At 38.8% G+C, this 23,120-nt stretch carries 15 protein-coding genes; 4 read left to right on the forward strand and 11 right to left on the reverse strand.

Translation table 11 applies throughout. The annotated features are described in order from the left end of the window. Nucleotides 1–166 precede the first annotated feature (166 nt). Nucleotides 167–1,096 carry a UDP-glucuronic acid decarboxylase family protein gene (locus I2I04_RS07325; protein ID WP_143260081.1) on the forward strand — a complete coding sequence of 310 codons (930 nt, stop codon included), beginning with the start codon at nucleotides 167–169 and terminating at the stop codon, nucleotides 1,094–1,096. Nucleotides 1,097–1,114: 18 nt separating this feature from the next. Then, nucleotides 1,115–2,248 (forward strand): hybrid sensor histidine kinase/response regulator, encoded by a 1,134-nt coding sequence (locus tag I2I04_RS07330; protein ID WP_143260082.1) that lies wholly within the window; start codon nucleotides 1,115–1,117, stop codon nucleotides 2,246–2,248. 96 nt (nucleotides 2,249–2,344) lie between these two features. Here the strand turns inward: I2I04_RS07330 and I2I04_RS07335 are convergent, their stop codons facing one another. From I2I04_RS07335 to I2I04_RS07360, 6 genes are read right to left on the reverse strand one after another with little or no spacing between them, the layout of a single operon-like run. Beyond that, nucleotides 2,345–5,224 (reverse strand): PD-(D/E)XK nuclease family protein, encoded by a 2,880-nt coding sequence (locus tag I2I04_RS07335; RefSeq protein WP_195654691.1) that lies wholly within the window; start codon nucleotides 5,222–5,224, stop codon nucleotides 2,345–2,347. A gap of 30 nt (nucleotides 5,225–5,254) precedes the next feature. Beyond that, nucleotides 5,255–6,268 (reverse strand): energy transducer TonB, encoded by a 1,014-nt coding sequence (locus tag I2I04_RS07340; RefSeq protein WP_143260084.1) that lies wholly within the window; start codon nucleotides 6,266–6,268, stop codon nucleotides 5,255–5,257. After that, nucleotides 6,261–6,878, reverse strand: a complete 618-nt coding sequence (locus I2I04_RS07345; RefSeq protein WP_195654692.1) for a radical SAM protein — start codon at nucleotides 6,876–6,878, stop codon at nucleotides 6,261–6,263. Before I2I04_RS07345 ends, I2I04_RS07340 begins: the two co-directional genes overlap by 8 nt. Next, nucleotides 6,875–10,045: a UvrD-helicase domain-containing protein gene (locus I2I04_RS07350; protein WP_195654693.1), complete on the reverse strand. Its 3,171-nt coding sequence runs from the start codon at nucleotides 10,043–10,045 to the stop codon at nucleotides 6,875–6,877. The genes I2I04_RS07345 and I2I04_RS07350 overlap by 4 nt, the downstream gene beginning before the upstream one ends. A gap of 8 nt (nucleotides 10,046–10,053) precedes the next feature. Continuing rightward, nucleotides 10,054–10,680: a YhcH/YjgK/YiaL family protein gene (locus I2I04_RS07355; protein ID WP_008640554.1), complete on the reverse strand. Its 627-nt coding sequence runs from the start codon at nucleotides 10,678–10,680 to the stop codon at nucleotides 10,054–10,056. Then, a complete protein-coding gene (locus I2I04_RS07360; RefSeq protein ID WP_143260088.1) occupies nucleotides 10,677–11,285 on the reverse strand; it encodes an RNA polymerase sigma-70 factor in 609 nt (202 codons plus the stop codon). Before I2I04_RS07360 ends, I2I04_RS07355 begins: the two co-directional genes overlap by 4 nt. 161 nt (nucleotides 11,286–11,446) lie before the next feature. Here I2I04_RS07360 and I2I04_RS07365 point away from each other — a divergent pair, with 161 nt between their 5' ends. Next, nucleotides 11,447–12,439 (forward strand): FecR family protein, encoded by a 993-nt coding sequence (locus I2I04_RS07365; protein ID WP_195470481.1) that lies wholly within the window; start codon nucleotides 11,447–11,449, stop codon nucleotides 12,437–12,439. A 640-nt stretch (nucleotides 12,440–13,079) separates the two neighbouring features. On the opposite strand, the gene I2I04_RS07370 is transcribed toward I2I04_RS07365, so the two are convergent. The 5 genes from I2I04_RS07370 to I2I04_RS07390 are packed head-to-tail and all read right to left on the reverse strand — an operon-like array spanning nucleotide 13,080 to nucleotide 21,299. Beyond that, nucleotides 13,080–14,030, reverse strand: coding sequence for a DUF4999 domain-containing protein (locus I2I04_RS07370; protein ID WP_143260090.1), 951 nt, complete (start codon nucleotides 14,028–14,030; stop codon nucleotides 13,080–13,082). A 23-nt stretch (nucleotides 14,031–14,053) separates the two neighbouring features. Further along, on the reverse strand, nucleotides 14,054–15,253 hold the full coding sequence (locus tag I2I04_RS07375; RefSeq protein WP_143260091.1) for a DUF1735 and LamG domain-containing protein: 1,200 nt from the start codon (nucleotides 15,251–15,253) through the stop codon (nucleotides 14,054–14,056). 8 nt (nucleotides 15,254–15,261) lie between these two features. After that, nucleotides 15,262–16,401 carry a glycoside hydrolase family 18 gene (locus tag I2I04_RS07380; RefSeq protein ID WP_143260092.1) on the reverse strand — a complete coding sequence of 380 codons (1,140 nt, stop codon included), beginning with the start codon at nucleotides 16,399–16,401 and terminating at the stop codon, nucleotides 15,262–15,264. 27 nt (nucleotides 16,402–16,428) lie between these two features. Continuing rightward, nucleotides 16,429–17,979: a SusD/RagB family nutrient-binding outer membrane lipoprotein gene (locus tag I2I04_RS07385; protein WP_143260093.1), complete on the reverse strand. Its 1,551-nt coding sequence runs from the start codon at nucleotides 17,977–17,979 to the stop codon at nucleotides 16,429–16,431. 17 nt (nucleotides 17,980–17,996) lie between these two features. After that, on the reverse strand, nucleotides 17,997–21,299 hold the full coding sequence (locus I2I04_RS07390) for a TonB-dependent receptor (RefSeq protein WP_185911479.1): 3,303 nt from the start codon (nucleotides 21,297–21,299) through the stop codon (nucleotides 17,997–17,999). Between the two features lie 378 nt (nucleotides 21,300–21,677). Here I2I04_RS07390 and I2I04_RS07395 point away from each other — a divergent pair, with 378 nt between their 5' ends. Continuing rightward, nucleotides 21,678–22,913 carry a site-specific integrase gene (locus tag I2I04_RS07395; protein WP_143260095.1) on the forward strand — a complete coding sequence of 412 codons (1,236 nt, stop codon included), beginning with the start codon at nucleotides 21,678–21,680 and terminating at the stop codon, nucleotides 22,911–22,913. Nucleotides 22,914–23,120: the final 207 nt, after the last annotated feature.

Consider the following 23,120-nt stretch of genomic DNA (forward strand, 5'->3'; position numbering starts at 1 on the left):
ACATTTGTCAGTGGCAAGTTGTTGCGGAAATTGAAACTATTTAAATCTTCTTTTTTTTAAAATATCCTCTCTGAAAATTGTTTATTTTAAGCAAATCGGTTACATTTGTGACCATAAACAAAACGAAGAGACAGCGTCTCTTTAGTAAACAATAGAAATAATTAGAATGAAAAGAATATTGGTAAGTGGCGGAGCCGGTTTTATAGGCTCTCATCTTTGTACACGGCTTATAAACGAAGGTCACGACGTGATATGCCTGGATAATTTTTTTACGGGTTCGAAAGATAACATCATTCATTTGATGGATAATCATCATTTTGAGGTGGTAAGGCATGATGTCACTTATCCTTATTCGGCGGAAGTAGATGAAATTTATAATTTAGCATGTCCAGCATCTCCCATTCATTATCAACATGACCCGATTCAAACAGCCAAAACATCTGTGATGGGAGCTATTAATATGCTGGGATTGGCAATGAGACTGGATGCCAAAATTCTGCAAGCTTCTACGAGCGAGGTATATGGAGATCCAATTGTTCATCCGCAATCGGAAAGCTACTGGGGAAATGTGAATCCGGTGGGGTACCGGTCTTGTTATGATGAGGGAAAGCGTTGTGCAGAAACATTATTTATGGATTATCACCGTCAGAACAATGTGCGTGTGAAGATTATCCGTATTTTTAATACGTATGGTCCGCGAATGTTGCCGAATGACGGACGGGTTGTTTCTAATTTTATTCTTCAAGCGTTGAATAATGAAGATATAACTATATATGGTGATGGGAAGCAGACACGCAGCTTCCAGTATATTGATGATTTGATTGAAGGAATGATAAGAATGATGAATACGGAGGACGAGTTTACAGGTCCTATGAATCTGGGGAATCCGAATGAATTTCCGGTATTGGAATTGGCGGAAAGGATCATTAGCCTGACCGGTTCATCTTCGAAGATTGTATTTAAGTCTTTACCGGATGATGATCCTAAACAACGCCAACCGGATATTACATTGGCTAAAGAGAAATTGGGTTGGCAGCCTACTGTTGAACTTGAAGAGGGGCTGAAGCATATGATTGAATATTTTAAAAATGTCTGAAGCATAAAAAAGAAAATTATGAATATGGAAATTAATCCTTCTGAATATAAAGTCCTTATTGTGGACGATGTGATTTCAAATGTCCTTTTACTAAAGGTACTCTTGACCAACGAGAAATTCAATATTGTGACTGCCGGTAATGGAACACAGGCGTTGGAACAAGTGAAGAAGGAAAATCCGGATCTTGTATTATTGGATGTAATGATGCCGGATATCAGTGGCTTTGAGGTAGCTCAACAAATGAAAGCGGACCCCGAAATGGCTGAAATTCCCATTATCTTCCTGACTGCTCTAAACAGTACGGCGGATATCGTAAAAGGATTTCAGGTGGGTGGTAATGATTTTATTTCAAAGCCATTTAATAAAGAAGAATTGATTATTCGTGTGACGCACCAGATTTCGTTGGTTGCAGCGAAAAGAATCATTGTTGCACAAACGGAAGAGTTGCGTAAGACTATCATGGGACGTGACAAACTTTATTCTGTGATTGCACATGACTTACGTTCACCAATGGGATCTATCAAGATGGTGCTGAATATGCTGATTCTGAATTTACCGAGTGATACAATTGGTGATGAGATGTATGAATTGCTGACGATGGCTAATCAGACAACAGAAGATGTATTCTCATTGCTTGATAATCTGCTGAAATGGACGAAGAGCCAGATTGGTAAGCTGAAGGTGGTTTATCAGGATATTAATATGGTGGAAGTCGTAGAGGGCGTAAGCGAAATCTTTACGATGGTGGCCAGTCTGAAAAATATTAAGATTGTACAAGATGTACCTGTCGAAAATGTGGCTGTTCGTGCTGATATTGATATGATCAAGACGGTGATCCGTAATTTAATCAGCAATGCGATCAAGTTTAGCAATGAAGGCTCGGACGTAGTGGTGTCACTGGCTGAGGAAGATGGTATGGCAATCGTAAGTGTGAAAGACACTGGATGCGGTATTGATGACGAAAATCAGAAGAAGTTGTTGCATACCGATACTCATTTCAGTACCTTCGGTACAAACAATGAGGAAGGTTCGGGACTCGGATTATTATTGTGTCAGGACTTTGTTGTCAAGAATGGTGGTAAGCTGTGGTTTACTTCAAAGAAAGGAGACGGATCTACATTTAGTTTTTCAATTCCATTATTGGAGAAGTAGGCGTCACTACAATTACATAGACTTAACAAATAAAACAGGGCACGATTTACATATTCATGTAAATCGTGCCCTGTTTTATTTGTTTCTACTTTCGCTCTATCGCTTACAGATAGCTTTAAAATCGCAATACGAACACTTTTTTGTGTCCTTTGTCTGCGTGAAAGGTTCCTTTTCATTAAATATCTCTTCTAATAATGCTTGCAGGCGTTCACGGAATTCATCTTCAAAGAAGGCGAAATTGTTTACTGGTATTTTCGGTTTGCGGGGTTCTCCCATTTCAATAACAGGCGAGTAACTTTCCGATGCTGCCCGATGAATGTAGAGCAGAGCAGGAGCTACCATTAATGATTGCTTCCGGCTCATGATAGCGGCATACAGGAAAGTCTGGAAGATATAGTTCGGGCGTGTTTCTGATGGCGTGAACAGTTGCTCGATGTTGGCTGGAATCTTAGGGCTTCCTCCTGTTTTGTAGTCAACGATCCGTAGGGTACTTTCTTTAGCATCCATACGGTCGATTGTCCCACCCAGACGGAGAGCGAACGGACCCTGTCCCGTTTGTATGGTTATCTCTTCTGAAACCTTCTTTTCCATGGCGACCATCTCAAAAGGAGTATATTGAAGGTCGTTGCGTAGTAATTGTTTCAGATAAGAAACAATTACTTTGGAGTTGATAAGTTGTATGCCGTTATATTCAGGCTTTTCTTCGGGAGCGACCCTGAATAATTCTTCTTTGAAGGCTTGATCAACGTAGTTTTGCAGCTTTATTTCATTACGTAATAAGCGTTCGATATCTTCTTTCTGTATCATTTTCCCATTGGCAGTTAAATCGGTGTATGCCAATTGGGCAGAGAGATGGAAAATGGTTCCAAACAAAGCTGAATCAATTTCTGCACTGACTTCATCTGGTGTCTTTAATCTCGCTACGTAACGGTAATAAAATCTCAACCGGCAATCAAGATACGCATTGAGGGCGGAAGGGGAAAGAATTACCGATGATGGATTAGTACTATCGTAAGCTTGGTAAATTCGTCTTAGCACTTCAGGCGTTTTCTCTATCTGTATCTCTTGGGTGCTTTGCGGGGATTGTCCGGCTTCCAGATATTCACGAGTGATATCATGCGGACCTTCCACGAGTAATTGTAGCATGAAGCGGGATTCTTCTCCACGGTTGAGACCGTCCGAGGAAGTATTGTAGAGCAGAGTGATATTTTCTGCCCGTTGTATCAGGCGATAGAAGTAGTAGGCATACACTGCATTCTTATGTTCGATAGTGGTCATGCCAAAAGCTTTCCGGAGGTTGTAAGGAATAAAAGAAGATTCTCCTCCGGATTTGGGGAGTTGTCCTTCGTTAAGAGATAATATGATGAGATTCCGGAAGTCCAGATTACGTGTTTCCAATACTCCCATGACTTGCATTCCGATAGCGGGCTCTCCATGGAAAGGAATATTGGAAGCTGTCAGCACTTTGGTTATCAGACGTTTCAGAGTGTCGGTACGTATACTTAGTTCTCCACTTTCAATTAAGCTGTAGAGACGGTTGATTTTTGTATGGCTTTGGAAGAGGGATTCTCTATAAAGTTGATTGAAAATATCATTGTATTCCCCTTCTTTACGATAAATGGTTGAAATGTCCTTGATTAATTCAATCAGATAATCGCATAGCTCTTTAATGCCATTACGGGGAGTGAAGAGGGTGGCCAGGAAATCATCTTGCTTCAGTTCCGATGGAAGTGGATAGAAGCGGTTTGTTTTAGTTAGTTCGCGTTCCAGTGGACCGGCATGGGATGAGATTTGCTGAGTATAAGGATGTTTCAATATGGCTGATACTGCCTCGTAAGTGAATCGACCGGTATCGGAGCGATAACCATTGGTTTGTAGCTCCATAGCGGCATTAATAAAACTATAAACAGGAGTTTGAGCCAATGGGAATCCCATGGTGATATTGACATTCTTCACTTCCTGTGGAATGGAATGAAGTACGGGAAGCAGCAGGGCTTCATTGCAAAGTACTACGGCATTTTCTTTTTCCTTTTCTTCGGCAATTTGTGAATGATCGTCCGTAATCATTTTGATCCATTCGGGGAGGAAACGGGCTTGTGCATTTTCGGTGGAGGCGGAAATATAGCGTATTTTTTTCGGTTCTTTGAAGGTATTGAAAAAACTTTCCGGGAGTTCGTTCGGAAATTCCCCCAGATTACGTTTCAGAAATTCTCCGGCTTCATGTTTTCTGATTTGTTGGGTGTAGAAAATATCGTAGTCCCAATAAAAGAGTGCTTTGTCTGCATCTTTCAGCTTTCTGAAAAATTCGTTTTCTACTTTGTTCAGTACATTGAAACCGACAAATATGTATTTATCGTATTTGAGTTGATCGGTATCAAGTTGCTCAATCACATTCCGGTAGAGCATGCCTTCGTATGCAATACCTAGCTCTGTCAGGTTTTCCCGGTAACGATGGTAGATCGTGCCTAGCTTGTTCCAAAGGAAAATAAATTTCTCTTTGAGTTCGGTTCGTCTTTCAATAGAGAAATTCTGAAAAAACTGTTGAATGGCTTCTTCCTGTTCTTTATCAAGGAATTCATAGTCGTCCATCAGGTTCTTCAGATCTTGCAGATTACTGAATAGTTTATCGGCATCAACCATATTCTTATCCACATCATCAAAATCACTAATCAACAACTCTCCCCAGAAGTAGAAATCATCCAATGTTTCCTGACTCTGTGTTTCCTCTTTGAATACTTTATAAAGCTCACAAACTAATCGAATAGGGTCACCGCTTTTTTGTACTGATAGTTTTTGAAACAGGTCGCTGATACTCATGGCAGCTGGTGACCAGATCGGTTGATCGGATTCTCCTGCCAAATATTCATTGAAAAACAAGTTAGCACGTTTATTGGGGAAAATGAGTGCTGTACGTGACAGGTCATTTCCTATTTTGGCATATAAATCGTGAGCGACTAGTTGGAGAAATGATTGCATATTGATTATTTTTTTTCTAAGTTCATATATTTATTGTAGTCGGAACATAACGGGAACGGTGAAATAAACGGCTACTTTAGTACCATCTTCCAGCTCTCCCGGTTTCCATTTGGGCATTTGATTGATGACACGCAATGCTTCTTTATCCAGGTAAGGATCTACGCTGCGTACAACTCTGGGTTTGATTATGTTGCCTTCCTTGTCAACGATGAATTGAATTATAACGCGTCCCGTACCCATATCTCCTTGTGCTATTGTAGGATATTGGATTTTTTTTGCAAGAAACTGCATGAGGGCTTGTTGGCCTTCAGGAAATTGAGGCATAACAGGTACTTCCTCGTAAACATCAGGATAGTTTATACGAATGTCAGTGATTCTCAGTTCCGGACCATACATTACATTGAATGAGAGCATCAGATTGTATTTTACTTGTACTGTTTCATTTGCCAATGTGCCGGGTTTCCAACGAGGAATGAGAGACATGACTCTTAATATTTCAGCTTCAACTTTGGGATGAATCTTGTGAGTAATCTTTGGATTGATAACTTGGCCGTCATAATCTATTGTGAATTGTACATAAGTGTATGTATTATTAGCAATGCTATCTATTTCTGAATAATGAAGATTCTCTTTTAGAAATTCTATGAATTTTTCCATTCCTCCGGGAAATTCCGGTAGTTTCTCAAGACCATAATAGGGAGCTTCTCCTTTCGTGTTTTTTTCTTGTATCAGGCTGTCAGCAGTAATGGTCCAATTTTTAGGGCATTGCAGTGTTTCCGCGTTCAATGAAGTAGAAGGTATTATTGTAAGTATACCAGTTGATAGTCCAAACAGAGTGATAACCTTACCTATACGGCGTTTTCGCTCAAGCTGCTGCTCCAAATAACGAACTTCCGCTTCGCATTTGGGACAAGTGCCCAAACAGTCTCCCTGATACTGACATTCAGAGGTGATGAATTCAATATCATTCGCTTCGGCTATCTGCCGACGAATCTCTTTTAAAATTTTACAGGTTTGTTTTCCTCTTGCCATGGCATTAATCATTAGGGGTTTTATAGGTGAATCGGTCGAATTGAGTGATTCCCATTTCTTTCAAAAGTTCTATGCTTTGGTCAATATCCTTCTCCGCATTATAGGAAGGGATGAGTGGTGTCCGAATAACGATTTGCTTGGCTCTGTCTTGCCCGATTAAATATCGTAAATTACCTAAGACGTTTTCATTATTCTTTCCGGTATATCGCTGATAGATGTCATTATTCATATCTTTGATGTCGACTATGTAATTGTCTATAATAGAAATCAGTTCTTCTACATTCTGTTGCGGAACATTGAGAGAGGTTTCGACAGTGATTCTCCATTCCGGGCCACAGAGTTGGCGGAATTGCCTGATAAATTCGCTTTGTAATAAAGGTTCTCCACCTCCAAATGTGACTCCGCCACAACTCGCCAAAAAGTAAAGTTCATCTTTGCATACTTCCTCGTAGAGCTGGTTACAATCATAACTCTCCCAAACACCATCGGGCTGCAAAGATGTCGGATTGAGACAGTATTTGCAACGCAACGGGCAACCGTGAAAAGCAACTAATGTTGTAACTCCTTCACCGTCAATAGTTAGTCGATGGCGGGCGATGCCAATGAGGGGAACTGCTTTCATACTTTTTCTATTTTTTCTTCATCCACATACCACAAGTAACCGGTGATATTCTTATATCCCATCTTGGTAAGTAGTTGCATGTAGCCTTTTACCTGTTTATTATATTTAGGGTTTTCCTTACCAAATTTGAAATCAACCACAACAACTTGGTTGTCTTTCATCATTACGCGGTCCGGGCGACGGGTTTGCAGCACTCCTTTTTCTTTATAAATAATGGCACACTCATTAAACAATGTCCACTTTCCGGAATACCAATCTTGAATTTCAGGAGAAGAAAAAGCTTTCGTAGCAACTTCACGGGCCACTTTTTCTTTTTCGTCATTTCTGATAACTCCTTCAAAAATGAGCCGTTCGATAGCCGGATCTATATCTTTTGCTGTTTCGATAACAGAAAACAGGGTGTGTAACATACGCCCGCGGTTGATAAAGCGGTCGTCCGAATCTTCTTCCTCAATTCCCTGGATGAAGTCCGCTGAACGGTTGGACTGACGAAACTCAATATCATGGCGCATGGATTCCATCCGAATAGGGAGCTTTTCCGGTTTCTGGGTCAGCTTATTGGTAGATGTTTTTCTTCTTTCTTCTTCCGACGGACATAATTGACCTTGTTCGTAACAGTCTTCTTCCCAATCAATACCTTCTTCTTTTGCCACCATCGGGAGAGCGTTTGCCAATAGTTCGGACATGGTACCTTTTTGACTTTTTCTGCTCCAAATAATGAGGTTTTTCCCTGCACGGGTAAAGGCTACATATAATAGATTGAGGTTATCTACCCAAAGCTGGAGACGCTCTTGCAGGTAGTCGTTTCCATAAATAGATTCTGCCATTTGGGTGGAATAGTTGATCGGGAGAATATCCAATGTATTGAACGGTGCTGTTTGTGGCGTACACCATACGAGTTGGTTATTGGTCTCATTCTCCAGTTTCCAGTCGCAGAAAGGAAGGAGCACGGTATGGAATTCCAATCCTTTGGATTTGTGTATGGAGAAAATCCGGATACCTTCTACTTCTCCACTTGGAATTGTTTTACTGCATAATGTTTCGTCCCAATACCGGATAAATCCGTCAAGTTCGGAAGAGTTACTTTGCAGATAATCAGTCACAGCATCGAAGAATGCGAATAAGTAGGCATCCTGGTCTTTGATAAGATTCATCTCGAATATACTGAAAAGCTCTTCTAATAGCTCATAGAGGGGCATTAGTCTTAATTCCTTTATCTGTTCAAGAAAAGCGACGGGAAGATAATTCTCAGCGGGGAGGAGTAGGAGAGTATTCCAATCCAACCCTTTTTGTAAAACCTCATTTTGGTAGGCTATGACCAGCTGGGCACGTGCTATTTTATTGTTTTCGTCGGAAAGAAATCGCAGGGCATCCAGCATCATGCAAATGGCAAGAGAGGCGTCAAGGCGAAAGGCTTCGTCTGATACCACTTTATAGTGTAATTCCTTATCGAAGTAATCGGCGATACGGGGAATATTTTTATTTTTTCGTACTAAGATGGCAATGTCATTAAGCTGTATTCCCGAGGCGAGGAGGTTTTCCACTTCTGTTCCCAGACTAATAAGTGTCTGCTCGGTATAGTCATGTTCTTCGTCGGGTTCGAGAAAAGAGACTTTGACGTATCCTTTTTCTGTATTTCGGGGAGATTCCTGCATAACGTCGGCATAGGCTTTCTGCAAATCCTCACAATCTTTGCCTAATTGTTGTTTATACACTCCGTTCAGATAGTTGACAGCAGCCGTGAAGATTTGGTTGTTAAACCGGATGACATTCGTTTCGCTTCTCCGGTTGGTAGCCAATGTCTTGACGCGGATCGGAAAATGCTCGATGTGATCATTCAGGCTATTGAGAATTCCCCAGTCACCATTCCGCCAACGATAAATGGACTGTTTGACGTCTCCTACAATCAAACTGTCTGCTCCTTGAGACAGCCCTTCAAGTAAGAGCAGTTTGAAGTTGCCCCATTGCATTCGGCTGGTATCCTGAAACTCGTCTATCATGACATTATGGATATTCGTCCCTATCTTTTCGAATACGAAAGAGGAGTCACCGTCTTTCACCAGTTGGTGAAGCAGGGCGTTCGTGTCTGACAATAGGAAACGATTGTTGTCGTGGTTCAACTGACGTACTTCTTCGTCGATATTGGCGAGAAGTTGCACTTTATTGAGATGTTGCAGGGATAACCGGCAACTATTCAGTAACAAATTATTTTTGGTACGCAACTTTTCAGCATCTTCCAGGATTTGTATAAGGCTGGAATTGGCTAGATTGATGATATCCGCATAACGGGGAGAAGTCTTGGTTGCCCAGTTCTTGGCATCTTCCAAGCATTTCTCTACTGTGGCATTACGGATATCATTGCTTAAAACGCCATTATTAAGTTTACGGAAATAACTACCGATTCCTCGTGAACCATTTTTCAGATCATCGGCAGTTAGTGCATGACCGTCCAGCTCTCCTTCAAATTGGTCATAGAATCCTTTCATTTGCTCCAGTATTTCCGTTTCCAGAGCTTTCAGTTGTTTGCGGTATTCTTTGATGGTGTCCGGATTACGTAGTCGTTGCCGGAGTCCTTCTCCTTTCTCAATATAACCTTCATCGAAAATATTGCGTCCGAAACTTTTTACTTCATCCGATACGTTCCACCGTTTATCATCGGCAATTCGTTCGTTGATATAGTCTAATAACCATGCGAGGACAGGGGAAGTGGGACCTAGTTTCTCGATCATGCTATCTACTGCGTCACTAAGAACTTCGGTGTTGTTTAACTCGATATTCAGGTTCGGGCTAAGTTCCAGTTCTCGTGCGAGGTTACGCATGACAGATTGGAAAAATGAGTCGATAGTCTCTACCCTGAACCGACTGTAATCATGCAGCATATAGCTAAGGGCAACGCCTGCCGCTTCCCGTATCTCCTGCTCTGTTTTTCCTGTTTCTTCTTTGATACGGTTGAGATAGGCTTCCGAATCTTTATCGCCTATCTGTATGCCGTAAAGCTGACTAAGAATACGTTCCTTCATTTCTGCAGTTGCCTTATTGGTAAAGGTTACAGCGAGAATTTGCCGGTAGGCACGGGGATTGAGAATTAACAGTTTGATGTATTCCACAGCTAGGGTAAATGTTTTACCAGAACCTGCGGAGGCTTTATAGACTAGAAGTTCACTCATGTTTTTGTTTAAGGGATATATTCGATTTTAGCAACGATTACTCGTATCTCTTCCGGTTCTTTCCCGGCTTTTACTAATGCCTGATGGAAGTTTTTGGGGAAGAACATGAAGAATGTGTCCGGGGTGGAATCTACATATTTTATTTTCTTGGCTTTGTAGAAAGTAACATCCGGTTTATATTCGGTGATAGGTTCCGCATATTCGGCTGAAGTAATTCCGAAACGTTCGGTGCCTTTTACTACATATTGCAGATCGATGCCGTGGCGGTGTGCTTCAATTTTGCGTTTACTGACATCTTGTGTTGTTGCGTCCTGTACATTGATGTAGCAATGCTCACCATCTACTTCGTATCGTCCGGCAGGCATATTTACGAGGTCGTGGGTAGCCAGCCATTGGAAAGTCTTGTCCCACACTTTTTTGTTCTTGTGATATTGTGAGGCAAATTCCTGATAATCGGTTGTCTTATGAGGCATTGCTTTCAGTCCGTTCGCCCATTCTTGCTTCTGTGTCCATTGACGGGCTTGTTTAAGAGTCCAGTTGTCAGCGGATTCTTGTGAACATACATTTTCTGTGAAGAAGAAAAGAAAAAGTCCGATAAACAGGCTTGAACTACTAAATACAAAGTTTGATTTCATGATTGTTCAAAAAAATTAGGTCCGAAAATAAGTATGAATAAAGGTAGATAGTCTTTTAAAGCTACTCGTAATAGTTTTAAAGCTTGTCCAATCCTGTAATTAATCGTTTGTGGAGATACATTCAGTTTCTCAGCAATTTCTTTATGCGTCAGATGGTGATTACGGTTCATTTCGTAGGCTTCGAGATATTCTTTCGGAAGTTTTTTTAATGCTTCTTCATATAGCCGGAAAAGCTCATCACTCAAATAGAAGTCCGGGTTATTGAGTTCACTATCATATTTATCAACGATTTCCTGATGTACTTTTCGTTTAATCTCAAAATGGGAAAGGCGGTTGAGGGCTTTGTTCTTGACAATCGTAAAAAGGAGTGTTTTGAGTGTCAAATCTTCCATCAGAGTACAACGGTTTTCCCACAGCCACATCATTGTTTCCTGCACAATCTCTTCTATTTCTTCCTGCTCACCTACGTACTGAGAACAAAAAGCACATAGCCTACGGAAATAATGTCTGTAGACGACGTCAAAAACTTTTTCTTCTCCTGCTTTTAGGGCAGTAATGACGGACTTATTATTATTAATATCCAAATATATCGGAGATTGTGGCATTCTCTTTTAATTTATGTAAGACAAAAATAATGAAAGAAGTAGATAAATGAAATAAAAATGCGAGAAAAAATATTTTTTTCTTTTTCGTTTAGTATATTTGTAATCACAACTGTATTACTACAAAGGTATTATAGTTTTTTATTGTAAAAGGTTAAATGAGCATGGATGAAACTATCTTGTTGAATTATCTGCGGGGTGAATGTAATGATGAAGAGGCTGCCCGGGTGGAAACTTGGTGCGAGGAAGAACCGGGAAACCGGAAAGCTTTGGAGCAACTTTATTATACTCTTTTTCTAGGTGAGCGTGTAGTGGTGATGAATACTGTAGATACAGAGGCGTCATTAGATAAATTTAAGTCGGCTATCAGAGAAAAGGAGAAAAAGATTAAACGGAAAAATATCTCAATCCGTTGGAGACGTTATGCTATTGTGGCTGCTGCTTTTCTTACCGGGCTTGTTTTTGCCGGTGGAATTGCTTGGGGATTACTTTCCAATAAACTTTCAGATTATGAGGTGATAACTGCTGCCGGACAGAGGGCACAAACTGTACTGCCGGATGGTAGTAGGGTATGGCTGAATGCATCTTCTAAATTAGTTTATCATAATTCTTTCTGGAGTTCGGATCGCCAAATCGATTTGTCGGGTGAAGCTTATTTTGAGGTTTCCCATGATAAGCATGCTCCATTTATAGTAAACAGTAAACAAATCAAGACTTGTGTGCTTGGTACGAAATTTAATGTGCGTGCACGTGAAGAAGAGAATAGGGTAGTGACTACCTTGCTTCAAGGTCTGGTGCGGGTGGATTCTCCACGGACGGAAGATAATGGCTATTTGCTGAAACCGGGACAGACATTGAATGTGAATACGGATACTTATCAGGCAGAGTTGATTGAATATAACCAACCTACGGATGTACTCCTGTGGATGAAAGGTAAGTTGGAATTCAAACAACATTCTTTATTGGAAATAACCAATATTATGGAGAAATTGTATGATATTAAATTTATCTATAAGGATGATGCTTTGAAATCAGAACGGTTCACTGGTGAATTCTCTACTGATAGCACTGCTGATGAAATATTGAATGTTTTAATGCATACAAATCATTTTTCTTATAAGAAAGACGGACGGATTGTTCGGATGATGAAGAAATAAGAGATAAACATAAGTCTTTTTACAGGGGGATTCTTAACTCATTAAGAATCCCCCTGTCCTTTATGGCTTTCTTAGAACATTAGAAAAACAAGTGTTTGATCGAAAATTTTATTTTGGTGCAGTTTTGAACAAACTTCACCGTGATGAGCCCATTTAAATAGAATTAGTTAAAAACCGCATTCAGCCTTCAGTCTACCTAAAAAGTTCCTTTTCATTGGTGCTTTTGGTTGAACGCGAACCTGAAAACAAAAAGGAGATGTAAATAGTCTCTTTTTTAGAGTCTCTATTTACCTTCAATAGAGCCGCTGTTTGAGTGAAACATAGCCTTCGTTTCATGCGAATAGAGACTCTGATTTACTAACCCGGCATGTCAATGACTTTAACCCGACATATCAATGTCGCTCCTAAGAGGCTGAAACCGGATGATAACGTAAAGATTCAGTAGGAGAAATTTAATTCAAAACCATACAGTCATAAGAAAGATGTACAAAGATGAACTAACAGATAGAGATCTGGAGTATTCTTTGGGGAGATAGATTGATGGTCTGGAAGTATGTTTGTGAAATATGTTTCTAAAATAGAGGGTAATCCAATGGATTACCCTCTATTTTATCATTTCTATGTTACCTATTCATTATGTTTATTCACTTTTGGGTTCGTAAACATTAAATTCTGTAACATCCGTACGACCGTTTGTAGAGATAGTGATAATCTGATATTTTAGATATCGCGTAGTAATAGGAGAGATGAACGTGATATTTTGTGTACCACCAGATATTGCTAATGAACTCAATGATTTCCATGTGATACCATTTTCAGATTGCAATATTTCCACTTCTCTAGGGGCATATGCACTTGCCCAATGGTTCGTTTTGATACCTGTTAAAACTTTAGATTCACCTAAATCAACAGTAAACCAAAATCCTTTATTATTAAGAGCAACGTCAGTTCCAGTTTTGCCATCAATTAAGTTATTAGATGCGCCCTCTACTCCTTCTTCCATATTAATAATCCATCCCGTACGATTACTAATAAGTTGACTATTACTAGGAGTGCCACTTTTAAGATTACAGTAGGCAGCTTTATTAATAATGACAGGCAATGTACTTAAACTACTACTAATAACAGTGTTTTTTTCATTGGTTGTAACATCACTGATTGATACACTGAAAGAAAAACTTGTTTTTTCCATGATACTGGCGAATATTGCCGGATCAACTGTTGCAGTGATCTCTTCAGAAGTCATCTGACCTTTTTTGAGAGTAACCTGTGAGGAACTTAAGATGATCTGACTTGCATCAAGTCCTTCTGTTTCGCTTTTGGTACTTAGTGCGATAGTCATATCTGTGGAGACAGCTTTCTGTGTTTTTACAGTAAAGACCATTTTAATCTCATCTCCTCCGATTCCATTCGCATCATGAGTCAGATTAAACTTTTTTACGTTACCTGATAAGTAGTCATTTCTCTGTAAAGACACATACGTAGCATCCCACTCGTTAAAAACTTCATCATCATCATTACAGGACGAAATGAAAGGAATAAACAAGCCGAGTAGAGCTGCTATTGATAGTGATTGAAATATATTTCTCATATGTACATACGATTAAATTATTACTATTTCCATTCGGTAGCTTTATCTGTAGATAAAATACCGTCAATCCAGGTAGGAGTAGCAGAAGTAGTCAAAGTATGCCCTTTGCCGGTTGCATCTTCGAATACATTACCTTGTCCTTCGTTGAATCGCCAATAAGCTTCCAATCCCACAGATTTTGGGCTAACCTGAGTCATGTTATTCTGAATTTGAGAAGCGGAACGAACTACTGACCAAATACGTGCTTCACTCATTAGAATTTTACAATTTCCCCATCTACTATAAGGATCATCACCTAAACAGAACCAATTTACATCTGAGAAGGTTGTGGCTCCTGTTGGGATACTCAATACGCCCGAATCAACTCCGTTTATGTAAAGCCGATAATTAGAACCATCACAAACTAATGCCAGATGTTGCCATTCATTTGGTTTGAAAGAATTACTTGGATTCAAATAAAGTCGGTTACGCCCTACAATCTGTACTAATGAATGTGCTTTATAATTTTCATTATCACTTTGAGGGTCTTCAAAACGTAAAAGAATAAAGTTTGTATCATCTCCTCCGTTTTTAAATACTGCACGGTCACGGTCTGCTGTATTAGCTACCTGGAAACGAACCTCTATCGTATATTGTGAATATGTTTCGGGGGATTCCGTATATTTATTGGCTTTTAAACTGGGAGCACCAACGAACATTGGAGCTGAAAATTCAATAATACTCTCTGCTAAAATAACAAAGGTTCCGGTATTCTCCATTGGTGAAATATTCCCATCCTGTAATACTAGTTTAACAGGTAATGCGTATGATTCTCCTGATTTCATCATCTCTTGGCTGAAAGCTTTTAGGACAATAGAGAGAGCATCGGTAGCATATTGCCCGGCTTTCACTGTAATAGTTTCCGGTAATGTATAATAGCCTTCCGGCAACATTATATATCCAGTTCCATTAATATGGTTATAAGCATCCAATACTGATTGGTCTGTGACCAATTTGTAATGATTGTCTGTAGAAGAAAGATTACTAAGGTGAACATTTAAGCTAGTAAAACTCTCTCCAGTAGCCTGTACGGTCACTTTTTGACTTGTGCCTGAGAGTGCTTCTTCAATATAAGCGTGTGTATCTAAGGTATCGTATTTCGCATCTCCACAACTTACGATACTTCCTAATCCTGCTATAACAGCGGAGAAGCATAAAGTTTTTATATAATTCATACGTTTCATAGTTTACATTAATTTTTAAGTAATGAATGTGATGAGGGATTCATTATTTGAATAGCACGGCGTATATTTTTATATTCTGGTGAGGTTCCATACTCTGCTTCCATATGATAGGTTCCTGCACCACCTTTACGAAAACCATTACTTGGTTGCCAACGTGCCATACCTTCGAGAGATTTCATTTTATTACCATAACGATCGGTGTAATCATATCCACCATTCATAGCAGCATCAGTAGCTTCGAAATTTTCAGTCATGATGGTCATCTTTGTGATTTGCTCTTCTGACATGACACTTCCATAAGTCTGCACAAGCCCTGCACCCGCTACGCCACCTGTGATAAGACGTTTGTCGAGTTTAGAATCACTACCGGGACTACTGTCATTGTAAGCTTGAATGATAAAATAGTCGAAATACAGTCCAACTTCGGGCCTGCCTTTTATGCTTTGTGGTTCACCATCAATAACTAATAATTTGCCTGTTCCTGATTTTGGACCGAAATATTTGCCTAGTTCATCAACGAATGCAAACATTCTATCGTCTTCGTCTACAATATTGCCGGGGTTGCCGAAATTAGGCTCATAATCGATATCAAAGCCGTCGTAACCATATTTGTTTACTGTATCGGCAATGGCACTTGCATATTTGCGAATGGATGCTTCTATTGCTTCCTTATTTGATTCATCGGAAGGCCATCCCCAAAAATCATTCACAGCTTCTTTTTCGGATGAAAATCCCATATTTTCCCAATTATCACGAATATTCTGTGGAGTAATTTGATCGCCTACACTTCTGATAATAAAACACATAGTAAAACGAGTACCTTTAACTTTTTGGCAAAATTGCAGATCTTTTTTTTGAGCTTCTGTAATGTTTGACCAATTTCCCCAAATAGAAACAATATCTACACTATCCGGAATGCCAGCTAAGGAACTTTTCATATAGCTACCTTCACCACTCCAACCACCAAACCAACCAAAGGCTACCTGATGATCTGTTTGCTTATAAGCACGCAAAGCTGCATAATATTCATCCGATACAATCGATTCGGGAAAAGTTTTTGCTTCCGACTCCGTCCAATCACTACAACCGATCAATGAAGTTGTAGCTAATGATATGAGTACAATGTATAATAAATAAATTTTCTTCATAAAAGTTCTTTTTATGCATTATATAAATTAGTTCTTCTTAGCCCACTTTAATTCAGTAGCTTCATTATCAGCACCGCCAAGTTCTAGCACTCCCAGGGTATAATTAGCTTTATTATTTTGTGCTTCTGTATAAGGGAAGCTTAAACGACGCATACCACGTTGGCTGCTTACATCACAATCAGATAGATTATCGATGCAAGGATAAAGTTCCGGATAACCTGTACGACGGTATTCAGCCCATGCTTCCAATCCCAGTGGATAATTGGCAATCCATTTTTGAGTGATAATACGTTGGAAATTTTTTCCATTTACGTTATCAGCCTCGCTGTCATCCCACATTACACTCACAGTATTGGTAATTGTTGCAGTAGCATTTTGTACAGCGTCACTTTCATGTGATACGACGGGCGCTTCATCTATCTTCAGGTATTCAGTAGCCGAAGCTTGATATTGTTCCATAGATAGATTAATGCCATCTTCATAGTAGGCTTTTGCTGTTTTTGACCCCATATTCCAACCGCGTAATTTTCCTTCTGCACGTAAAAAAGCTGTTTCTGCAGCGCAGAAAACCATTAATTTGGACGTTGCTGTATATGCGGGAGTAGAAAACCCAGCTGCATCTGCCTTTTTAAAATCAGCATCTCCGGTACGCATACCTACATATTGATCTGTCTTTCCGGCAAGGGTAGACTTGTTAAAGAACTTCGACATACGTGGATCATCATATGCATTCATATAATCTACAATATTTGCATTCACACGTAAATCACCCCAACTTACAGCTGCCAGTTGATATGGATTACTCTGTGTTCCACAAGAAAGCATGGCATTATCCGAATTACTTTCAATCAATCCTGCTTTATGTGTTACTGCAGCTTCAGCCGCTTCTTGAGCAATGCCAGGCCATGCTCCACTAATTCGCATTGCAACACGTAAACGCATTGAGTTTGCCAGTTTTGCCCAACCGGAATAATTTCCATCGAAAACGGGGTCATTGGCTCCCAATGGTGCGTTACCGTTTGTTTCTACATAATAATTGTATAAAACATCAGCTGCATTGGCCAAATCACTTAATATATTAGTATAAACTTGTTCTTGAGTATCATAAGATACATAGAAATTCCCTTTCTTTACTTGGCTGTAAGGCATCGGTCCATAGCAATCTGCAACACGAAGCATTGTTATGGCGCGTATCATACAGGCAAAGGCATAATAATGTCCGGTAGAATTAGTTGCTTCTTGTATCTGGAAAAAGTTTCCGTATATTTTTTCAAACGGAGTGTTCCAGGGCGTAGCGTTCCATGCATCACTCTGATTGAATGTGCTGAAGTTTGTACCACTCCATGTGTTAGAACAGCATAAATAGCCACCTAATTGTCCCACCATCTGGTCTTGCATTTGAGAGTCATTTTGCTGAATATTCACAATTGTTTCAATCATAGACTTCATCAGAGTAGCAGGGTCAGCATCATGAATTTGGTATTGATTCGTATTATACTCCTCAAATTTATCGGTACAACTTCCTGCCAGTAACAACAGAGCGGCACCGACTGTGATATTTCTTAAATATTTTCTCATAACATTAGCTTTTTCTTTTAGAATTGAACTTTCACATTAAAACCGAAGTTACGCAAGCTAGGTTGCATAAAGTAGTCTACATTCATATAATAGTTACTGGAGGTAGAGGCAGATAATTCCGGGTCAAACGGAGCTTTACAGTAAATCATCCATAAGTTACGTCCTACAATACCTAAAGTAATATTCGCCACATTTTTAAACCATCTTTTAGGAAGTGTATAGTTTAAGCTCAATTCCTGCAAACGTACATTGGTTGCGCTATATAGATAATAACGACCGTAACCACCTTCGCCCGTACCGATAGCCTGATAATACTTTTGGGCATTAACCTTACCATTATTAATAGGTATACCACCATTGTCACGAGCTGTTGCAGATGTTTCGGATACTCCATAATAATCTAAAATACCTTGAGTGGCCGAATAAGCTAATCCACCTACACGGGCTGACAATACAATTCCCAAGTCGATTCCTTTGTAAGTGAAGTGGTTGGTCCATCCGAGGTTGAAATCAGCATCCAGGTTGCCGACTTTTACCGGAGTGTTTGATGAGGTAATACCTAAATTACCATTCTGATCAACTTTAATGTTACCGTTATTATCTTTTGTCAGCTGATTGTATACATAGATATCAGTCATGGAACCACCTTCTGTCAGGATGACACGAGGAGCTACATTCTCTTTTCCTAACCAACCTACATTCATTTCATCCATTTGGATAGCTTCTCCGGTCACGGGATTCACGCTGCCACTTGCCAGTCGTTTTACCTTATTACGGTTTAAAGTGAAGGTAGCATTAGAAGACCATCCGAATCCTGCCCATTTATCGCTGAACCCTAAAGCTAATTCAAGACCTTGGTTTTGCACGTCACCGGCTTGCACAATCGCTTGTTTGTAACCAGAAGAAGAGGGAATGTCCACTTTAAATGTCTGGTTCAGTGTGTTGGATCGATAATATGTGGCGTCCAAACTGAAACGATTTTTCCAAAACTTCAAATTCAAACCGATTTCCCAAGATTTTGTTTTTTCAGGTTTCATGTTGTCCATCGGATAAACAGTCGGATTAGCCCAGTTATGTGTCTGGCTATTGTATTCGTAACCCGGATTGGTCAGGAAACGATCGAAAGAGGAGGCGACCACTGTGTATGAACCACGTATTTTGGCAAAAGTAATCACCTCTGGCAATTTAACCATTTCTGATAATAAAGCCGATAAACCGACTGACGGATAAAAGAAAGATTGCTGTTTAGAAAATGCAAGCTTTGAATCCCAGTCATTACGTCCGGTTACAGTTAAATACAGTTGATTTTTCCAACTTAATTCTGCACTGGCAAAAATACTTTGAATTTCATCTTCATATCCGGTAGGGTCCGGTTTATAGTTGGCAGAGAAATTAATATTGTTGATTTGGAAGAAGTTGGGGATAACTAAGTCACCTGCGATGTACAACTGATCCATTGAAGTATGATATATGGAAGCACCAATATTGGCTGTTAAATGAAAATCACCGAATGTTTTATCTATATTAGCCAAGAAGTCGGCGTATAGAGAACGTTCTTGACGCATGGCATCTTCAAAACCACCGCTAACACCACAGAATGTAGTTAATGTAGAAGCTGATTTCTCATTTTTATTCCGATAGTCGGAGTTGTCCAGATTTACACGACCGACAACATTGAGCCAATCTGTAGCTTCCCATTTCAAAGAAGCATTCATCATATAACGTTTCTTGTTGGATGTGCGATTAATGCGGTTTTGTATCCAATACGGATTTTGTAATGATAAACTTGCATCACCATAAGGCCAATATTGTTCCATATAACCGTAGTTGGTGTTATAACGTTCATACAAACGAATTTCGTCAAAGTTGTCTCCACGAGGGAATAAATACAATGATGGGAGAGGGTTATAATATTGTCCTTGAGAAACCATGTTCTTGTTGTTCTGAACAATATACTGTGCACCGATATCCAAAGTAAGTTTATCATTCAGGAAATGGGTGGTATTGCGTGCTGTAAAATTGTAACGGTTGTAGGAGTTATTCGGAAGAATTCCACCGGAATTAGTAGTAGAAGCAGAGAGGTAAGTCTGGTTCTTGGTATTTCCTGTAGATAATGCAACCGAATTGATAACATTGGATCCTGTTTCGAAGAAATCAGACGGATTATATCGACGGTTTGTCAATTCTCCCCAGCTGAATAATCCAGAACTTGTACCATAACGATTTTGCATATCCGGCATAATATATGCTTTAGAAAAAGTAGTACTGTTGGATACCGTTATGGTAGTTTTCTCCATCTGACCTTTTTTAGTGGTAATCAAAACGACACCATTTGCAGCTGCAGAACCATACAATGCAGCTGCAGAAGGACCAGTCATCATACTGATACTAGCGATATCATCCGGATTTAAGTCAGCAACGGCATCTGATCCTCCCATATCGCCAAATAATCCTTCACCACCACTTTTTCCAGTATTAAAAATAGGTACACCATCAATTACATACAATGCATTATTATCTTTCGTCAGGGATTTCATACCACGCATAACAACACGTGTTGCACCACCGGCACCAGTTGCGCCACTATTAATTTGAACGCCTGCTACCTTTCCTGACAGTGAATTCATAAAGTTGGCATCCTTTACAGCTGTCAACTCATCACCTTTTACTTCTTGCACATTATAGCTTAATGCTTTAGTTGCTCGTTTGATACCTAATGCAGTAACAACTACTTCGTCCAATACTTGCGTATCTTCTCCTAAGGTAACTTTCAAGGATTGTGCGTTGGCAAGTGTGATTGCTTGGGAGGCATAACCGATATAAGATACTTCAAGTACATCACCTTTAGCTGCTTGTATTTTGAAATTTCCATCCATATCAGTGATAGTACCATTTGAAGTACCTTTTACCAAAATACTAACTCCAATCAACGGTTCTCCTTTTGAGTCAGTAACAGTACCACTGACAGTAATTGGTGTTTTTTTCTGCTGGTCTTCTTTATTATTCTTTGCAGAAAGTACAATATGATTATCCACTATTGAAAAACTGACATTAACTCCTCTGAATAACTGATTCATTACATTATTCAAAGACTCTTTTGTTACCTTGATAGATACGACACGATTTATGTCAACATCATTTGTATTATAGACTACTGACATTGAAGTTTGTTTCTCAATTTCTTTCAAAGCAGTGTTTAAGGGTACTTTCGATAGATTAAGAGTGATCGTTCGTTCTTGCCCATAAGCTGAAGCAAAACACGAAACTAACAAAAGGAAGAATAACAAGTGTGAGAACTTGTGTTTTATAATTTCTTTCATCTTATTCTTTTTAATTAGAAATAGTTTTTAGAGAGTTCATAATTAGAAACGATAAATGTGATTACCGTTTTCACACAAAGGTTTCATGTATCTCTGTTTCTCATAATTAATAAATTTAAAGGTTACACTTAAAATAAATCCCATAAGCGCTTATTCAATAGTAATACATTCTATGTTGTAACCTTACTAAACGAAGATAAGATTTTTTTTCAAAAAAAATAGAATAGGAAGATTTCTAATTGAAAAATAAATACTCAAATATTTGATAAATAGAATCTTATGTACCTTTTAAAATCAAGTTGATTTATTACATTTGCATACATTTTGCATGCAATATATGTATGTTTTACCTATTGTATAGATATAAATATTCATTTTATGTTCAAATATTCAAAAGATGGAATTTCGGTTTTAACCATATTAGATACCAGAAGAGCAAAAAAGAGTGGACAGTTTCCTGTTAAAGTTCAAGTGGTATATAGAAGAAAGCAAAAATATTACTCAACTGGGAAGGAAGTGTCAAAAGAAGATTGGGCAAGGTTATTAAAAGTAAAAAGCCGGTTATTGGCAGAAATTCGATCAGATATAGAAAGTAGTTTTTCAACTATTAAGCAACAAGTTAACGAACTGATACAAAGAGGAGAATTTAGTATTGAAACATTAAGCGTCAGGTTAGGAAGGCAGATGAATGATATGACTTTGCGTAGTGCTTTTCGATTAAAGATGAAAGAACTGGAAGCTAATGAACAAGCAAATACCTACCTAAACTATCAAAGTGCTTTGAAAAGTTTGGAAGATTTCGGAGGTTCCACTATACCTTTGGAAAACATTACAATTGATTGGCTTAAACGTTGTGAAAGATTTTGGATATCAGAGGGTAAAAGTTATTCAAGCATAAGCATTTATTTCCGGGCCTTAAAGTGTGTCTTAAATCGTGCTGTACATGATGGTATCATAAAAGAATCATCATTTCCTTTTGGAAAGAATAAATATGAAATTCCGGAAGGGTGTGGACGTAAATTAGCACTTACTCTTTCTGAAATAAAAAAAGTAATGTCTTATCAATGTGAAACAAAAGACATAGAAGAATTTAGGGATCTTTGGGTGTTTTCTTATTTATGTAATGGCATTAATTTTATGGACTTATTATTTCTTCAGTATTCAAATATTATAGATGGAGAAATATGCTTTGTACGCTCTAAGACATCTCGGGCTACCAAACATAACAAAGAGATACATGCAATTATTACTCCTGAAATGTGGAATATTATTCAAAAATGGGGTAATCCAAGATTAAGCTCGCAAACGTATATTTTTAAATATGCTAGAGGAACCGAAGATGCCTTTGAAAAAATTAGATTGGTACGACGTATTATAACCAAATGTAACAGGAGACTTAAAAAGATAGCTCAAGACATTGGAATTTTTCAATTGACGACTTATACAGCAAGGCATTCTTTTGCTACAGTATTAAAACGTGGAGGTGCTAAAACCTCATATATTTCTGAAAGCTTGGGACACTCTAATTTATCTGTAACCGAGCACTATTTAGCATACTTTGAAAAAGAGGAGAGAATAAAGAATGCTCAACTATTGACTAACTTTAATTTCTAGATAAATACATTTGCATGCAAATTGTATGTACAATGAAAAATGAACCAATAATTGATATAGAATAAAAGTGAGTATAATATTAAAAAACGCATATTTAGATTATCTATAATTTAGAATATGTATCCGCTATCAAGAGTGGTTTGGAAAAACGCAGAGATTTCCACTTTAGCCAAACGTAATTTAAATAAAAAAGTTTGATATTATTGC

The sequence above is a fragment of the Bacteroides sp. 1001136B_160425_E2 genome (assembly GCF_015559655.1).
Taxonomy (GTDB): Bacteria; Bacteroidota; Bacteroidia; order Bacteroidales; family Bacteroidaceae; genus Bacteroides; species Bacteroides luhongzhouii.

What these genes read in the sequence shown, in the direction of transcription:
- I2I04_RS07345 (WP_195654692.1), bottom strand. Translation starts at nt 6,878, where the DNA reads ATGAAAGCAGTTCCCCTCATTGGCATCGCCCGCCATCGACTAACTATT.
- I2I04_RS07385 (WP_143260093.1), bottom strand. Translation starts at nt 17,979, where the DNA reads ATGAGAAAATATTTAAGAAATATCACAGTCGGTGCCGCTCTGTTGTTA.
- I2I04_RS07370 (WP_143260090.1), bottom strand. Translation starts at nt 14,030, where the DNA reads ATGAGAAATATATTTCAATCACTATCAATAGCAGCTCTACTCGGCTTG.
- I2I04_RS07335 (WP_195654691.1), bottom strand. Translation starts at nt 5,224, where the DNA reads ATGCAATCATTTCTCCAACTAGTCGCTCACGATTTATATGCCAAAATA.
- I2I04_RS07365 (WP_195470481.1), top strand. Translation starts at nt 11,447, where the DNA reads ATGGATGAAACTATCTTGTTGAATTATCTGCGGGGTGAATGTAATGAT.
- I2I04_RS07360 (WP_143260088.1), bottom strand. Translation starts at nt 11,285, where the DNA reads ATGCCACAATCTCCGATATATTTGGATATTAATAATAATAAGTCCGTC.
- I2I04_RS07325 (WP_143260081.1), top strand. Translation starts at nt 167, where the DNA reads ATGAAAAGAATATTGGTAAGTGGCGGAGCCGGTTTTATAGGCTCTCAT.
- I2I04_RS07380 (WP_143260092.1), bottom strand. Translation starts at nt 16,401, where the DNA reads ATGAAGAAAATTTATTTATTATACATTGTACTCATATCATTAGCTACA.
- I2I04_RS07355 (WP_008640554.1), bottom strand. Translation starts at nt 10,680, where the DNA reads ATGAAATCAAACTTTGTATTTAGTAGTTCAAGCCTGTTTATCGGACTT.
- I2I04_RS07350 (WP_195654693.1), bottom strand. Translation starts at nt 10,045, where the DNA reads ATGAGTGAACTTCTAGTCTATAAAGCCTCCGCAGGTTCTGGTAAAACA.
- I2I04_RS07390 (WP_185911479.1), bottom strand. Translation starts at nt 21,299, where the DNA reads ATGAAAGAAATTATAAAACACAAGTTCTCACACTTGTTATTCTTCCTT.
- I2I04_RS07395 (WP_143260095.1), top strand. Translation starts at nt 21,678, where the DNA reads ATGTTCAAATATTCAAAAGATGGAATTTCGGTTTTAACCATATTAGAT.
- I2I04_RS07330 (WP_143260082.1), top strand. Translation starts at nt 1,115, where the DNA reads ATGAATATGGAAATTAATCCTTCTGAATATAAAGTCCTTATTGTGGAC.
- I2I04_RS07340 (WP_143260084.1), bottom strand. Translation starts at nt 6,268, where the DNA reads ATGATTAATGCCATGGCAAGAGGAAAACAAACCTGTAAAATTTTAAAA.
- I2I04_RS07375 (WP_143260091.1), bottom strand. Translation starts at nt 15,253, where the DNA reads ATGAAACGTATGAATTATATAAAAACTTTATGCTTCTCCGCTGTTATA.